This window comes from bacterium (genome assembly GCA_028821235.1).
GTDB lineage: Bacteria > Actinomycetota > Acidimicrobiia > Spongiisociales > Spongiisociaceae > Spongiisocius.
Genome location: JAPPGV010000152.1, coordinates 21,040 through 36,116 on the forward strand (window position 1 = coordinate 21,040; position 15,077 = coordinate 36,116).

At 67.4% G+C, this 15,077-nt stretch carries 13 protein-coding genes; 5 read left to right on the forward strand and 8 right to left on the reverse strand.

What is annotated here, in order from left to right:
- Positions 1-23: 23 nt before the first annotated feature.
- Positions 24-842 (reverse strand): 2,3,4,5-tetrahydropyridine-2,6-dicarboxylate N-succinyltransferase, encoded by an 819-nt coding sequence (locus OXK16_15885; protein MDE0377422.1) that lies wholly within the window; start codon positions 840-842, stop codon positions 24-26.
- 105 nt (positions 843-947) lie between these two features.
- Complete coding sequence (locus OXK16_15890; protein MDE0377423.1) at positions 948-2,420, reverse strand: DUF4349 domain-containing protein; 1,473 nt, start codon at positions 2,418-2,420, stop codon at positions 948-950.
- A 166-nt stretch (positions 2,421-2,586) separates the two neighbouring features.
- Here OXK16_15890 and OXK16_15895 point away from each other — a divergent pair, with 166 nt between their 5' ends.
- On the forward strand, positions 2,587-3,678 hold the full coding sequence (locus OXK16_15895) for a zinc-binding dehydrogenase (protein ID MDE0377424.1): 1,092 nt from the start codon (positions 2,587-2,589) through the stop codon (positions 3,676-3,678).
- A gap of 496 nt (positions 3,679-4,174) precedes the next feature.
- On the opposite strand, the gene OXK16_15900 is transcribed toward OXK16_15895, so the two are convergent.
- On the reverse strand, positions 4,175-5,383 hold the full coding sequence (locus OXK16_15900; GenBank protein MDE0377425.1) for a mandelate racemase/muconate lactonizing enzyme family protein: 1,209 nt from the start codon (positions 5,381-5,383) through the stop codon (positions 4,175-4,177).
- Complete coding sequence (locus tag OXK16_15905) at positions 5,380-6,438, reverse strand: alcohol dehydrogenase catalytic domain-containing protein (GenBank protein ID MDE0377426.1); 1,059 nt, start codon at positions 6,436-6,438, stop codon at positions 5,380-5,382. Before OXK16_15905 ends, OXK16_15900 begins: the two co-directional genes overlap by 4 nt.
- Positions 6,439-6,623: 185 nt before the next feature.
- Here OXK16_15905 and OXK16_15910 point away from each other — a divergent pair, with 185 nt between their 5' ends.
- From OXK16_15910 to OXK16_15920, 3 genes are read left to right on the forward strand one after another with little or no spacing between them, the layout of a single operon-like run.
- Positions 6,624-7,523 carry an amidohydrolase family protein gene (locus OXK16_15910; GenBank protein ID MDE0377427.1) on the forward strand — a complete coding sequence of 300 codons (900 nt, stop codon included), beginning with the start codon at positions 6,624-6,626 and terminating at the stop codon, positions 7,521-7,523.
- Positions 7,524-7,527: 4 nt separating this feature from the next.
- A complete protein-coding gene (locus tag OXK16_15915; GenBank protein MDE0377428.1) occupies positions 7,528-8,460 on the forward strand; it encodes an amidohydrolase family protein in 933 nt (310 codons plus the stop codon).
- A 13-nt stretch (positions 8,461-8,473) separates the two neighbouring features.
- Entirely contained in the window at positions 8,474-9,877 is a 1,404-nt protein-coding gene (locus OXK16_15920) for an amidohydrolase (protein ID MDE0377429.1), read from the forward strand.
- A gap of 243 nt (positions 9,878-10,120) precedes the next feature.
- On the opposite strand, the gene grdA is transcribed toward OXK16_15920, so the two are convergent.
- From grdA to grdC, 3 genes are all read right to left on the reverse strand, one after another.
- Positions 10,121-10,573, reverse strand: coding sequence for a glycine/sarcosine/betaine reductase complex selenoprotein A (gene grdA, locus OXK16_15925; protein MDE0377430.1), 453 nt, complete (start codon positions 10,571-10,573; stop codon positions 10,121-10,123).
- Positions 10,574-10,712: 139 nt separating this feature from the next.
- Positions 10,713-11,129: a clan AA aspartic protease gene (locus tag OXK16_15930; protein ID MDE0377431.1), complete on the reverse strand. Its 417-nt coding sequence runs from the start codon at positions 11,127-11,129 to the stop codon at positions 10,713-10,715.
- 190 nt (positions 11,130-11,319) lie between these two features.
- Positions 11,320-12,765 (reverse strand): glycine/sarcosine/betaine reductase complex component C subunit beta, encoded by a 1,446-nt coding sequence (grdC, locus tag OXK16_15935; protein ID MDE0377432.1) that lies wholly within the window; start codon positions 12,763-12,765, stop codon positions 11,320-11,322.
- A 160-nt stretch (positions 12,766-12,925) separates the two neighbouring features.
- On the opposite strand from grdC, the gene OXK16_15940 reads away from it, so the two are divergent.
- Positions 12,926-13,882: a DMT family transporter gene (locus OXK16_15940; GenBank protein ID MDE0377433.1), complete on the forward strand. Its 957-nt coding sequence runs from the start codon at positions 12,926-12,928 to the stop codon at positions 13,880-13,882.
- Positions 13,883-13,963: 81 nt separating this feature from the next.
- On the opposite strand, the gene OXK16_15945 is transcribed toward OXK16_15940, so the two are convergent.
- On the reverse strand, positions 13,964-14,920 hold the full coding sequence (locus OXK16_15945; protein MDE0377434.1) for an NAD(P)-dependent oxidoreductase: 957 nt from the start codon (positions 14,918-14,920) through the stop codon (positions 13,964-13,966).
- Positions 14,921-15,077: the final 157 nt, after the last annotated feature.

Consider the following 15,077-nt stretch of genomic DNA (forward strand, 5'->3'; position numbering starts at 1 on the left):
CTGTAACCCTCCGTTTCGAGTAGCTACAGAGCGAATCCGAAGTCGCGGGCCGCGTCCATGAGGGCCAACTTGTCGTCATGGGTACCCGTCCGCCTCCCGATGATCAGCGCGCAGTTGACCTCGTAGGTACCGCTTGGGAACTCGCGACTCCGGCTGCCGGGGATGACGATCGCTCCGGCCGGGACCTCGCCCTTGTAGGTGACGGCGGGATCTTGAGTCACATCGACGATGTGGGTCGAGGCGGTGATCGAGTTCTGGGCCGCCAGGACCGCACCCTCGCGGACTATCACCCCCTCCACGACGATGCACCGAGAGCCGATGAAGGCGTCGTCCTCGACGATGACCGGCCTCGCCCCGGGCGGTTCCAGCACGCCGCCGATGCCCACCCCGCCGGCCAGGTGCACCCGGCGACCGATCTGGGCGCCGCTGCCGACGGTCGCCCACGTGTCCACCATGGTGCCGGTGCCGACGTAGGCGCCGATGTTGACGAAGCTGGGCATCATCACCACTCCCGGCTCGAGATGGCTCCCGTAGCGGGCGATGCCTCCGGCCACCACCCGGTTGCCACGGCCCTCGTAGTCGTGCTTCAGGGGTATCTTGTCGTAGAACTCGAGCGGACCGGCGCGCAGGGTCTCCATCTCGGGAACCCGGAAGTAGAGGTTGATGGCCTGCTGGATCCAGGCGTGGACGATCCAATCGCCGTTCACCTTCTCCGCCAGCCGGATCTCGCCCCTGTCCAGCAACTCCACGGTCTGCTCGACCGCCGACACCTCGTGGTCGTCCATCGCGCCAGGATGCTCAGCAGCCGCGGTGATGACCCTCTCGAGATCCGTGGTTGTCATGGTCATCGACACTCCTTCCGGTGAGTTCTGGCAGCGGATCGGTCACACGGGTGGCAGCTTATCGAGCCGCACCACCGGAACACGATCCCCGATGCGGACTACCGGCTAATCGCGTGGTTCGTCCGGTGGGTCCTGTGAACGGTCCGGGCTCGAGTCCGCGGGGATCGACCGACCGGATCGGCGACCGCGTATCCACCGCCGGATCCACCAGTAAACGGCGCCGATCACAACCACGACGGGGATGAAGGGGAGCAACAGGCCGACGGTGGCCACGATGTAAGCGAGGGCTCGGACCAGACCCCCGTAACCGGTGACGACCGAGTCGATGAAAGACGGCGGTCCCTCCTCCTCGTCTACCACCACGAAAGTGATCGCGTCGTTGGTCACCGTGTCCAACGGGACGCCATCATCGGGAACCGGGGTGCCGGAGACCTGGAACCCCACCTCGACGCCGCCCCTGGTGGCCACCCGTCCGGCGATACGCCCCTCGCTGATGGCAACGCGCAACACGGCGCTGAGCAGCTCCCCGGGCTCGATCCTGTCGAAGGTTCCCGACACCAACTGGAACGACCGGGGGTCGGTGCGGCTGTCCTGGGGACGTAGGCGGAGGGCCTCCGAGGTCACCTCCACGTCGGTGAGGGCGACCTCGCCGGTGTTCTCGACCTGGACGCAGAAGTAGGCGTCGCCATCGGGGGAGGTTACGAGCACCTCTTCGCCCAGGCAGGGATCCTCGTCGGAGTCGGAAACCCATGCGTCCACGTCGATGCCGGTCTCGGGAACCGGTTCATGGAGCTGGAGTATGGCCATCTCGATGGTGGCCAGGCTGACCGCATCAGTGAGGGTTCGCAGGCGCCCGCGCAGGGTCTCCAGATCGGTCTCCCTCTGGACGAGCTCCCGCTCGATCAGAGCCACGTTCTCGAGGTCGGGGGCCTCCTGCAACAGGTCCCGGAGACGTAGGACGCTCGCCTCGGCCGTCGCGATGCGGCTTCTGAAATCGACGATCCGCTCGGTCACGTCGTCGGCTGTGATCCGCTTCTCGACCAGTTCGCCCACGCCGGCGAGACTGTCCAGAACCGGCATGAAGTCAGCAGGCATGACCTTGAAGGTCAGGTGCGACTCGGGCTCGGGGCTACTGCTGACCTGCTGCCCGAAGACGAATCCCCCCAGTCCCTGCACGATGTTGACAGCTTCACGAGCGGCCGCCTCGACATCCGACGCCCGCACCGAGATGGTTCCCCGGTAGATGACGTCACGCCCGAGGTCGGCCGGTGTCGCGGCTGGCAATCCGGCATCCTTCGATGACGGCAGCGAGGACTCCCCGTCTGCGGCTTCCTCCATGTCAGCGGAGGCCTCCTGGACCACCGCCATCATCGCGGTGGTGGTCACCATGGCTTCGTCCGAAAGGCTTTCCGGGGCCACGGTGGCCGCCGCCATCATCTCGGACTCTTCGCCGGAATCCTCCCCGCCACACGCAGCGGCCAGAAGCAGGACGAGGAAGACCGGGCCGTAGAGGAACCAGGACCACGCCCCGCCGCTACCAGTCCCCTCCCCACGGTGACGCTCCCTACCAACTGCCATGGCAAGAACTCTATCCGTCACCTAACGCTATGCGCGGAAACAGGATGGCGCCGGAGTCCTGCCGGCCGCATATGATCCAGCCCTGACAATCCGGGCCGATCCCGACTGCAGTCCGCCACCCCACCGGAGCCGGGCACGATTCCCGTTCCCTAAGGAAGCAAGAGAAATGCGCATTACCGCACCCGTCCTCGTGAAGGCGCGCCAACCCATGCAAATGCTCGAGTTGGACCTCGACGATCCCCGATGCGGTGAAGTCCGGGTCAAGATGACTGCCAGCGGGGTGTGCCACAGCTGCCTGCTCACCGCCGATGGCACCCACTCCGGCGCACCGACCCCGATCGTGCTCGGTGACGAGGGCTCCGGCATCGTCGACGCGGTGGGTCCGGGATGTCGCACGCTGTCGCCGGGGGACCACGTGGTCATCTCCTGGGCGCCCAACTGCCTGACCTGCCGACCATGCCATCTGGGCTATCCCGCCCTCTGCCTCAACGAGCCGCCGTTCGGCCGGATGTCCGATGGGACAACCCGCTTCAAGTACCGGGGCACGGATGTCTACCACTACGGTCCGGCCACCTACGGCCCCTACATCGTGGTTCCCGAGGAAGGGGCCGTGAGCATCCGGAAGGACTTCCCGCTCGACCTGGCGGCGCTGATCGGATGCTCGGTCACCACCGGCTTCGGGGCGGTGGTCAATACAGCCCGCGTCACGGAGGGCCAAAGCGTGGCGATCCTGGGATGCGGGGGCATCGGCCTCAACGCGGTCCAGGCTGCCGCCCTCGCCGGGGCCGACCCGATCATCGGTGTCGACGTCATCGACTCCAAGCTGGACTTTGCGCGAGAGTTCGGCGCCACCCACACCGTCAACTCCACCAAGGAGGACCTGGTCGGCCGGGTCATGGGGCTGACCGGTCACGGAGTGGACGCGTGCATCGTCGCGGTCGGAAGCACCGAGGCCATGGAACAGGGCCTCCGCATCCTGGCCCCGCAGGGAGTCGAGGTGGTGATCGGCCTGACCGGCGTTGACGAGACCTTCGCAGTGAACCCCATGCATCTCATCGCGGGAGAGCGCCGGGTCCTCGGCTCCAACTACGGCAGCAGCAACCCCGCCGTGGAGTTCCCGAGGATGGTCGAGCTGGCCATGGCGGGCAGGCTGAGGATCGGAGATCTGATCACCCGGCGATACGACCTCGACCAGGCCAACGAAGCCTTCCGCGCCCTCGCAGCCGGTGAACAGGCCCGCGGCCTGATCGTCTTCTAGGAGGGTGCCGGAGAGCGCCCGGTTGGCCCGAACGTCGGCAGCGAGACCTCCGGTCCGAGGCCACATAGGGCCAACCAATCCCCGTCTTCTTCGGCGCCCTTCCGGTCTCCTGAGCCCGCGGAAGAACGCGAAAATCGCCACTCCGGCTTCCCCCGCTGGGCCCTCCCCCACCGCCACCACCTTGGAGCCGAGCGCGTCCCACCATCCCCCGGGTGGAGGTTGCTCGACGGTCTGACCGTCGATGATCCGGCCGACGTCCGGACCGGACCATTGGTATTTACGGTTATCCAATACCATAGAACGTGGGTGTGACACGAACCGGGCCATGATCCGGCTGATCCAACAACATCCGGTGGGGAGACCGCCCGGTTCGGCGGGAACCTGCGGTCAACCCGGATCGGCGGGGCGTAGGCAGCCCGGCGCGGAGTCCCCTCCAGCGGCTCGCCGCGCCGCGGCAGGGGAAGTCTCTCGGAACGCTACGGGTGATGCAGCCGTCTCACCAGCGGGGATCGTTGTGGTCGACCGGGTCGTCGACCATCTCGATATGGAGATCGTCGCCCTCGTAACGATTGGCGGCCAGGACCTCCTCGTCGAGCTCCACTCCCAAGCCGGGGGCGGTCGGAACGACGGTGCATCCGTTCTCGAACCGAAGCGGGGTCTTGAGAAGCTCGGCGTGGAACCCGCCCCAGTCCTCGATCGCCTCCAGGATCAGGAAGTTGGGAGAGCAGGCGGCCAGCTGCAGGTTGGCCGCGGCCACGATCGGTCCGCAGTAGCAATGGGGCGCGATCTGGGCGCCATGGACCTCCGCTATGGCGGCGATCTTCTTGCCTTCCAGGAGGCCGCCGCACCGCCCCAGATCGGGCTGGACGATGTCAACCGCCGACGCCGCCAGGAGACGGGCGAACTCCGCCTTGCCGGTGAGCCGCTCCCCGGCGGCTATGGGTATCGAGGTGTGCCGGCGGACCATGGCCATACCCTCGACATCGTCGGGCGGGACCGGCTCCTCGAACCACAGCGGATCGTAGGGCTCCAGCCGGGCTGCCAGCCGGATCGCGCCGGCGGGCGTGAACTGCCCATGGGTGCCGAACAGGATGTCGGCATCCGTCCCCACCGCCTCGCGGATGGCCGAGCAGAACCGCGCCGAGAGCTCGATCCGCTCCAGGAGGGGCTGGTACCCGCCCATGGAGGAGTAGGGACCGGCCGGGTCGAACTTGAGAGCAGTGAAGCCCTTCTCCACGTATGCGGCCGCCCGGCGGGCCGCCAACTCGGGATCCCGGTACACGGCATCGCCCTCGACACCCGGTTCGTCGTAGATGTACGTGTAGGAACGCACCGCATCCCTCACCCGGCCGCCGAGCAACGCGTGGACTGGCTTGTCCACGGCCTTGCCGATGATATCCCAGCAGGCCATCTCCAGGGCGCTGATGGCGCCGCCCAGGGTCACGTCGGGTCTAGCAGTGAACCCCCGCCCGTAGGCGCTCCGGCAGAAACGCTCGATCAGGAACGGGTCCCGGCCGATCAGCAACGCCCCGGCCAGGTCCTCCAGCATGACCTCCACGACCGGCGGTCGGAAGGTGGCCCCGTAGTGCTCGCCATACCCGACGATCCCGTCATCGGTGGTGAGCTTCACGAAGACAAAGTAGGGGCCGCCGAGATCCGGTCTCGGGTTGGCCACCACGAAGGTCTCTAGGTCTACGATCCTCATGCGATCAAGCTCTCGTCGGTGATGATCACGTTGCGCAGGGCGTCACCGATGCGAGCCGACCCCAGGGCCTCCCCGATCTCGGCGAGCGCGTAGCGGGCGGTGATGAGGCCGTCCAGTTCCAGGCGACCCTCCCTGTAGAGGGCGGCCAGGGCAGGAATATCCCGGTCCGGCCGGGCAGAACCCATCTTCGAGCCGAGTATCCGCTGGCCTGTGCTCGCCACCGCAACCGGGTCCAGGCTAACCCTCGCCCCGCTCGGCGGCATACCCAACAGCACCAGTGTCCCCATCCTCGCCAGCAGGTCGAGTCCCGTCTCGATCGCGGATACCGCCGCCGTGGCCACGAACACGTAGTCCGCCATCTCGCCCTTTGTCGCGGCCCGGACCTCACCCCCCACATCGTCCCTGACCGCGACCGCGGTGCTTGCGCCGAGCCGGACGGTCGCAGCCAGCCGGCGCGGATCCGGGTCGACGGCGATCACCTCCGCCGCTCCGGCCAGCCGGGCGCCCTGCACCACGTTGAGCCCCACGCCGCCGGCTCCGAGCACCACCACGAAGGATCCCGGAGTGACCCGGGCGGTGTTGCGGACCGCCCCCACGCCCGTCAGCACGCCGCACGACAGCAGCGCCGCCGCGTCCAGGGCGATCTCCGGGCCCACCCGGACAACCTGGGATCGGTGGACGGTCACCGCGTCGGCGAACGCCGCCACCCCCAGACCCTGCCGGATCTCCGACCCGCGCGCGTCGCGCAGCGGACCGCACTCGTCCAGCGCGAACCGTCCCGAGCAGCCCACCGGAGCCCCCGCCAAGCAGCGACGGCACGATCCGCAACTCCTGATCAGCGTCACGACCACCCGGTCGCCCACCGCCAGATCCGTCACGCCCGGGCCGAGCCGATCGACCATCCCCGCCGCCTCATGACCCAGGACCGCAGGACTCGGAGACTCCCAATGGCCATCCACGTAGGCGAGGTCGCTGCCGCAGATCGCTGTAGCCGCTACCCGGACGCCGACCTCGCCCGGCGCCGGATCGGCCAGCCACACATCCTCGATACTCAACGGTGCTCGAGGTTCCCTCCACACCGCGGCCCTAACCGTGGTGCCGGAGGTCCGGGATGTGCTACTCACGTTCGTCATCGACCTCGGTCCTGATCCGCGCCGGCAATTGTCGCACCTGCGTGGCACCTTGATACGCTACGAGGCGGCCATATCACGACGAGTGTCGGGCGGGGAGGTACGTTCCCATGGTGACGGTGGACTGCCACCTCCATCTGACCGACTCCGCGGAGCAGGCGCCGATCTGGTGGATGGAGGAGCTCTACCGCCCCTACGGCGGCGGGTACATCTGGACGGACGGGGAGGCGATCGTCGGCATCCTCGACCGGGCCGGGGTAGACGTGGGGATGGTGCAGGGCTCCGACATCCGCCGCACCACCTACCACCCCGACTTCCCTGACCAGCGCCACGTGTTCGTGCCCAACGACTACACGGCGGAACAGGTGGCCCTCTTCCCCGACCGGCTGATCGGCGTGGCCAACATCGATCCGCTGCGGGACGTGCGGGCCGGGGTCATCGAGCAACGGCGCTGCGTGGACGAATACGGTTTCAAGTCCTCGAAGTTCCTGCCCACCTACCAGAACTACTACATCGACGATCCCGCCTTGGCGCCCATGCTGGAGAGCTGCCTCGAGCTCGACATCGTCGCCCACGTGAACACCGGTTACTCGCCGACCATCACCGCCGCGCTCCGGTACGGCCACCCCGAACGGCTGGACCGGGTCGGTATCCGCTACCGCGACCTCCGCGTGCTGGTCTACATCAACTTCCCCTACGTGGACGAGGGCATCGCGGTGGTGGCCCGCCACCCCAACTTCCACGCCGACATCGCCTACTTCATGGGGGCTGGGCCGGGGCCACTGTTCGACGCTCTCGACAAACTCCGCGGTCTGGGCGCCCTGGGCCGGGTTCTGTACGGCTCGGACAACAACGACAAGGACCGGACCGGCGGAGGTCAGCAGATCGGGACCCAGCTCCTAGGCGAGCTGAACGAGGTGGCCGATCGCACCGGCCGGGAGCCGTTCACCACCGCGGACATCGACGGCATCGTGAGCGGGAACGCCCAGCGCCTGTACAAGCTGGACTGATCCGATGCCTACCGTCGACGTGCTGCTCTACCTCACCGAGACGGCCCGCCACGCTCCCGTCTGGTGGATGGAGGAGCTGTACCGTCCCTACGGCGGGGAGTACGTCTGGACCGACGGGGCGGCCCTGGTGGACCTCCTGGACCGGGCCGGAATCGATGTCGGCCTGGCGCACGGATCGGACCTGCGCCGCACCACGTTCCATCCGGACCACCCGGACCGTCACGAGGTCCACGTGCCCAACGACTACACCGCGGCCCAGTGCGCCGCGCATCCGGGACGCCTGTACGGCGTGGCGTGCGTGGACGCGCTCCGCGACGTGCGGGCGGCCACCGAGGAGATCGAACGGTGCGTCACCGAGTTCGGGTTCCGCATGATGAAGCTCCTGCCTACGTACCACCATCATGATCCCGCCGACCCGAGACTTGCGCCCGTCTACGAGAAGTGTCTCGAGCTGGACCTCCCGATCCACACCCACACCGGATTCACACCGATCATCAACGCTCCCATGCCCCACGCCCGTCCGGTCCTCCTCGACGAGCTCGGGATCCGCTACCGGGAGCTCAAGGTGGTCGTCTACCTGGCCTTTCCCTATGTGGACGAGGGCATCGCCGTGGTGGCCCGGCACCCGAACTTCTATGCCGACCTGTCCTACTACGCGGGGGGCGATCCCCGCGATCTGTACCGGGTGCTGAACAAGCTCAGGAGCCTCGGCGCGCTGGACCGGGCGGTCTACGGGTCCGACAACAACGACAAGCAGAAGTCCGGCCCCGGCGGGGTGGCCTCCGACATCTTCCGCGCGGTCAACCGGGTGGCCGCCGAGGTCGGCGGTCCCGCGGTGACGGAGGAGGAGATGGAAGCCATCATGGGCGGCACGGCCTCCCGACTCCTCAAGATCCCGGACCGCGCAGCCGGCACCGGCGGAACGGCCGCCAACTAGGAGGTTCCCTCAGATGAACGAGACAAGCCGAGATTGCGACCTCCTCCTGACGGGAGGGTCGGTGGTGACCGTGGACGACGAGCGCCGGGTGATCGAGCCCGGGTCGGTGGCGGTGTCGGGCAATCGGATCGTGGCGGTAGGCCCGGACGAGGACCTGGCCGGGTACCGGGCGGGACGTACCATCGATTGCTCCGGGCATGCCGTCCTGCCGGGGTTGATCGACACCCACGACCACCTGTTCCAGGGTCTGGCCCGCGGGCTGGGCGAGGGGATGCCGCTGTGGACCTGGCTGACCGACTTCATGTGGCCGTTCTCGATCTCCATCAACCTGGAGGAGGGCCGGATTGGAGCCAAGCTGGGAGCGGTGGAAGCCCTCAAGGCCGGTACCACCACGGTGATCGACAACCACTACGCGCCGTCCGATCTCGACACCACCCTGGCCGTGGCCGGCGCCATCCACGAGGTGGGGCTGCGGGGGGCCGTGGCCCGCGGCATCGTAGGCGAGGCGACCGACATAGCCCGCCGATTCAACCTGGCGGGCGAGCTGTTCTCCTACTCCAATGACGAGGAGATCGAGATCACCACCGCCGCGATGGAGCAGTACCCGGCCGGTGAGCGGGTGCAGGTCTGGCCGGCTCCCCTCAACATCATCTACAACGACCAGGACCTGGTACGGCGGAGCGTGGCCCTGGCTCGAGAGGCCGGAGTCGGCTGGCATACGCACTGCTCGGAACGCCTGGAGGACCCACCCACCTACCTGGAGGAATACGGTATCCGCCCGGTCGAGTGGCTCTACCAGGAGGGCCTGCTCGGACCGGAGGCGACCATCGCCCACGGGATCTACCTCGACGACGCCGAGATCGACCATGTGGGCGAGACCGGCACGGGCATCGCCTACTGTCCGATCTCCCACCAGTACATCGCCCTCGGGGTGATGCGGCTCAGGGACCTGCGAGCCTCAGGCGCGCCGATCGGTCTCGGCACCGACGGTCCGTGCTGCAACCATCGCCAGGACATGTTCGAGGTGATGAAGCAGGCCATCCTCCTCCAGCGGGTCCACACCCTGGAGCCGACCATCAGCAACGGGGAGGAGGCCCTGGAGATGGCCACGAGGGAGGGTGCCCGTTACGCCAACATCGAGGCGGGTGAGCTGGCACCCGGAAAGCTGGCAGACATCATCGTCGTGAACATGAAGAGCCCCCACCTGACCCCCTGGCACCGGACCGTCTCCGCCATCACCTACTGCGTCCGGGGATCGGACGTGGTCCATTCCATCATCGACGGCAACCTGGCGCTCGAGAACGGGCGCTGCACCATGGTCGACGAGGAAGAGGTCATGCGCGAGGCGCAGGCGCGCGCCGAGGACCTGATCGACCGGGCGGGGCTGCATGGACTGCTCACACCGTGGAGGCGTTAGCAGCGGGGCGAGGGGCCTGACAGGCTCCGCGGCGGAACATGTCAGCTTTGTGTAGATCACACCGTCGAAGACAGCCGCAAAATGGCGGCCAGCGGTACATTTGTTTGGGACGGGGGCGTCCAGGCGCTCACGCCTAAACGCTGATGGGCCTAATGCATTCCCTTATCGAGGACGGTGCCCACAGCCCACCGCCATCCCTCGTCCACCTGTTCATCGGGGCTGGTGAGCCCTCGACGCTACGAGTCAGTCTCTGTAGACAGCGACCCACTTGATGATCTCGTCCACGTCGGCGGAGAGTTCCATCAGACCAACGTGCTCATCGTAGAGATCGCCGTCCATCTGCTCCTTTATCTCCGGCTCCAATACGTGATATACGGGAAGTCCCAACGGGACTCCGGCCAACGGACCTGCCCAGGTCGGATCGCCCCTGGTCACCGTCTCCGCGAAGAGACCGGCGCTGTTGGCGTCCGGTTGCCCCAGCAACACGACCATGCCGTCGGTGCCGGAGGTCTCGGCCAGGCGATTCACGTTCGCCTGGTCCTCCAGGTCCATCGCGCCCCCAGCCGTTCAGACGAAGCACTGGGTGACGCTGAACACCACGTCGGCGCCGGCCGACTCGGCCAGGAGCTTGAGGCTGGGCCCGGTGACGCCTTCCCGCTCACCGATGGCCACCACCCTCCTACCTGTCAGATCCATGCGCTCTCCTCTCCTGCGTGGGGCCTTGGCCGCCGGGGGTCAAGCAGTCGTTGACGACGCGATCGCGGCGGGTCTTCGAGAGTCTATCGCCCCGCCCATCCGGCACAGGCGGGGCAAATCGTTGCCGGATCGGCCGCAGCTACATCCTGAAAACGGGGAAGTCCGGCGCCTCGGGCCGGGGGCCCAGTGTTTGGTTCCGGCAGTCGGCCACCAGATCCAGCTCCTCCAGCACGAGTTGGCCCACCAACGCGTCGACGTCCGGTGGTACTACGACGCATCGGGCGAAGGCCCAGCGGTCACCAATGCGCACGGTCAGGGGGCCAGCGATCGGCAGCTCGCCCCGGCGACCGTCCGCATAGGAGACGGTTCCCCTGTCCACGATCGCCACTCCCAGACGCGCCACAACATCCTCGGGGAGCGCCAGCATCAGCGCACCCGTATCCACGACCGCCCCTACCGTCGCCCGGCGGACCTCGGCCTCCTGCAGGTGTCCCTGCCTGACGAGGTCGACATCCACCGCGTTCTCCAGTTCGATGTCGACCACAATCTCGCCCATCGTTAGCCTCCGATTTTATCCGATTTGATGAACATAACCACATATATCATCAGATTCCCCGCGCTGGAAGGCCTTCCCATTACTCCGAGCTTCCCCCGCGGTGGCCACAGCCCCGGACGCCGTGTGTGTCACCGGTCCGACGGTCCGGTCCACCCGGATTGTCAATGCAATGATACGGATGCCCTGCTCGTTACCGGAGGCGGCGCGCCACCGCCGGCCGCTCGACGATGAAGGAGACCCCGTCGACCAGCTGGGTCATCCTGCCCAGGAACAGGCTCCCCTTGGCGACGATCATGGCCCGGTCGAGGCTGCCGCGGCGCATGGCTTCCAGGGCGTGTCCGAGGTAGGGAACCCCGGCCGGGATGTGTCCCTGGGTCGGGGCGAAGCCGGGCATGCCCCGCTCGGCCACGAAGGGGTCCATGTCCCCTCTCCCGATCTCGCGCCGCAGCACCGCCATCGCCGCCAGAGTCCGGTAGTTCATTCTCGGCACGTCGCCGCTCCCGCCGGGCTCCGTGATCTCCGGATTGTGCATCTCCACCGCATACTTGTCGATGTCGGTCATGCTGAGACCAGCCCTCACGAGCGGCTCCACCACCAGCGACTCGTACACCGCCTTCGGGGAGGAGCCGGCCCCTATCGGATGCTTGCCGGCGAGATCGAGCCGCAACTCCATCCCGTCGCCGTCGGCGCCGGACGGACCGACCAGGAAGGCCATGGAGGCCAGGCAGTCCTCCATCACCGGTACCCCGTTGCGCAGGTGAGCGCCGAACTTCATGCCGAGCTTGGCCTGCGATCCGCCGCCCAGCACCACCACGTACCTGTACACACCCGCGGCCACCATCGCGCCGGCGGCGATCAGCGCGTGCACCGGCGCCGAGCAGAACGCCTTGATGTCCGATCCGGTGGCGCTCCCGCAGCCCACCACCTCGCCGACCGCCTTCGACAGGCTGCCCCCGCCCCGCTGGTACCGGTCCCCCACCGCCTCCTCGCCGCAGTTGAGCAGGTAGTCGATGTCACCGGCCTCGACGCGAGTGCTCCTGAGGAGATCGGAAACTGCCAGGACTGCGGTCGCCTTGCTGGCCAGGTTCTCCAGCAGCACCGACGCGGCCAGCGACTCGTCCTGATCGTGGGCAGTTCGGATGAACCCGGCCAGGCGTCCGTCGTGGTGGAGATCGAGACCGTCACTCTCCTCCGCGATGGTCCGCAACTCGGCCGGGTCGACACCCGTGATGCGATCCCTCCGATGATCGAAGTCGACCAGATCGGCGCCGGCCTGCTCTGCCAGCTCCCCGTCGATGGTGAGCAGATCGAAATCATCACACAGCTTCATGAGCCCGTACAGGGCAGGCTGGGTGACCATGCGCCCGAAGGCCCCCGCGGGACCTGCCGAGCCGATCCTGTTCTCGTACCAGGGACGGGTGATGGACGCCAGGTCCTCCGGTGCGAGATTGCCGATGAAGACCTGGTTCGGCGGGTAGGCCACCACTTCGTCCCAAGGTCGGAGGGACCCATTGATCCGGGCCAGTAGCGATGGATCCCGACCGATCTCGCGCACCGGCTTCGACCCGTACCTGACCAGATCGGGAGCATGGGCCAAGGCGTATGAGGCACTGAGGATGGCGGGCGTCGGGCTCAAAGGGCGGTCTCCAGGTTCGCTGCTCGGAGATTGCTCGGCCGAAGCAGGGTAACCGTAGCCTGGCCGCTTCGGCCATCGGGAGATCAGGAGCAGGTGGGTATTCTCTCCTCGCCCGGGACAGGAGCGTTCCAGGCCCGGTTCACCATGGAGAAGACCCCGCTTGGCCCGCCCTTACCCGACCACAGCGCTGCGTGGAGACGGCCTAGGCATCCCGCTCCTGGCCATGGCAACCAGTATCTTCATCATGAGTACCGGCCTGGTGGCCATCAAGGCGACCAGCCTCGGCGGGCTCCAGTTCTCTTTCTGGCGACTCTGGATCGGCGCCGCGGCGCTGGGCCTCGTGGTCGTCTGGAGACTCGCCGCTAGACCCGAGGCGCGCCCGTCACTCTCCTCCATGCGCTGGGCGATCCTGCCGGGTCTGCTGGTGGCGTTCGCCCAGCCGGCTTTCGTCGTGTCAGCCAAGCTCACCTCGGTGACAGATGTAGCGCTGCTGACCTCTGTGACGCCCCTGATCGTGAGCGTGATCGCCGTCCCGATGCTGGGGGAACGCCCCGGCGCCCGGTTCCGGCTGTGGGTCGTGGTGGCGGTCCTCGGCACCGGGTTGGTGGCCTACGGGGGATCCACCGGCCTCGGAGGCGATCCGCTCGGGATGGCCCTGGCATGCTCGGGGGTGGTTTGCTGGGCGTTCTACCTGGTGATCCTGAAGATCTCCAGGGCCCACATGGACGCCATCGTGCTGCTCTGGGCCATCCTCGCGATAGCAGCGATCGGCGTGACCCTGTTCATGGCGCTCACCGGCTGGGATCCGGGCCCGGTGACCACCCGGGACTGGCTGCTGATCGTTTACGTAGCCGTGATACCCGGAGGGGTCGGCTTGGCGCTGATGACCTGGGCCTATCGCTGGTTACCCGCCAACATCCCACCCCTCATGCAACGAGCCGAACCGGTCCTGTCCAGCGCCCAGGCGCACTGGCTGCTCTCCGAGCCCGTGACCGCCCTGCACTTCGTGGGCGGCGGCATCGCGATAGCCGGCGTGGTGGGAGCGGTCTTGGATCGCTCCGGCCGCCGCCTCCTCGCCGACGCGCAGAGCAGGTCCGACTCGACCCGGATTGCATGAAATCGCCACTGCCGGTTTGCCCGGCACTTGTCTATCTATCGAGATCGCGGCCTGCGGAGACCGCGCGGCGAGACAGGATCGTCAAGTGACCGAAGGCACGACTTCGTAGCCGGGCTGCTCGGGCTCGGTGTCGACTATCTCCTCGGGGAAGCCCGGGGCCCTCAAGTCCACGCCACAGGCGTCCTCCAGGAACCGGACGATGCCGGGTGACCAGGCTCTTGACCCGTAGACCTGCTCGCCCCGGCGGAAGATGTCCAGGACCAGGGGGGAGATCTCCAAAGGCGTGTCCTGCTGGTCGGCCAACTGCTGGAACAGCGACATGTCCTTCACGACCAGGTCCATCGTGAAGTTGATGTTGTAGCTCCCGTTGAGGATCACCTGGGATTCGGTCTCGTGGACGAACGAGTTGCCCGAACTGATCCGGATCGCCTCGTAGGCGGTGTTCAGGTCCATACCGGACCGGCGCGCCACCATCAGAGCCTCGCCCAGGGCCACCAGATGCACCGAGGCCAGGTAGTTGGTGACCACCTTCAAGACCGAGGCCGATCCGAGTCCCCCCACGTGGAGTATCCGGCGGCCCATGGTGGTGAGCACCGGCAGCGCCCGCTCGAAGTCCTCCCGCTCGGCGCCCACGAAGATGGAGATGTTGCCGGTCGCCGCCCGGTGGCATCCGCCCGATACCGGCCCGTCCATCGGCCGGGCGCCGGTGCCCGCGACCAGCGCGCCAAGACGCCGCACCTCAGCCTCGTCGGTGGTGCTCATCTCGAGCCAGATCTTGCCGACTCCCAGACCCTCCAACACCCCGTCCGGGCCTTCCATCACCGACCGCACCGCGGCGGGAGACGGCAGGCAGGTGATGACGAGATCGCAAGCCTCGGCAAGTTCCCGGTTCGTGTCCGCCCACCCGGCCCCGCTGTCGAGCAACGGCTGGGCTGCCGTCCGATCCAGGTCGCGGACCACCATCTCGAACCCGTTTCTCAACAGGCTCTTCGACAGCTTGGAGCCTACGTTGCCCAGGCCGATGAAACCGACCTTCATTGTGCGACCTCCCGCGGGTCCCGGAGCGATGGCGGCATGACGACCTCCGGTGTCCCGAGTGGGTGAGAGAACGCGAAAGTCGCGGCGAGCGGGCTCCGCCCGCCGGGCCCTCCCCCGTGCGTGTTTGGATGTGGTGGTGGTAGACCCGGTGGGGATG

What these genes read in the sequence shown, in the direction of transcription:
- OXK16_15885 (MDE0377422.1), bottom strand. Translation starts at nt 842, where the DNA reads ATGACAACCACGGATCTCGAGAGGGTCATCACCGCGGCTGCTGAGCAT.
- OXK16_15890 (MDE0377423.1), bottom strand. Translation starts at nt 2,420, where the DNA reads ATGGCAGTTGGTAGGGAGCGTCACCGTGGGGAGGGGACTGGTAGCGGC.
- OXK16_15895 (MDE0377424.1), top strand. Translation starts at nt 2,587, where the DNA reads ATGCGCATTACCGCACCCGTCCTCGTGAAGGCGCGCCAACCCATGCAA.
- OXK16_15900 (MDE0377425.1), bottom strand. Translation starts at nt 5,383, where the DNA reads ATGAGGATCGTAGACCTAGAGACCTTCGTGGTGGCCAACCCGAGACCG.
- OXK16_15910 (MDE0377427.1), top strand. Translation starts at nt 6,624, where the DNA reads ATGGTGACGGTGGACTGCCACCTCCATCTGACCGACTCCGCGGAGCAG.
- OXK16_15915 (MDE0377428.1), top strand. Translation starts at nt 7,528, where the DNA reads ATGCCTACCGTCGACGTGCTGCTCTACCTCACCGAGACGGCCCGCCAC.
- OXK16_15920 (MDE0377429.1), top strand. Translation starts at nt 8,474, where the DNA reads ATGAACGAGACAAGCCGAGATTGCGACCTCCTCCTGACGGGAGGGTCG.
- OXK16_15930 (MDE0377431.1), bottom strand. Translation starts at nt 11,129, where the DNA reads ATGGGCGAGATTGTGGTCGACATCGAACTGGAGAACGCGGTGGATGTC.
- OXK16_15945 (MDE0377434.1), bottom strand. Translation starts at nt 14,920, where the DNA reads ATGAAGGTCGGTTTCATCGGCCTGGGCAACGTAGGCTCCAAGCTGTCG.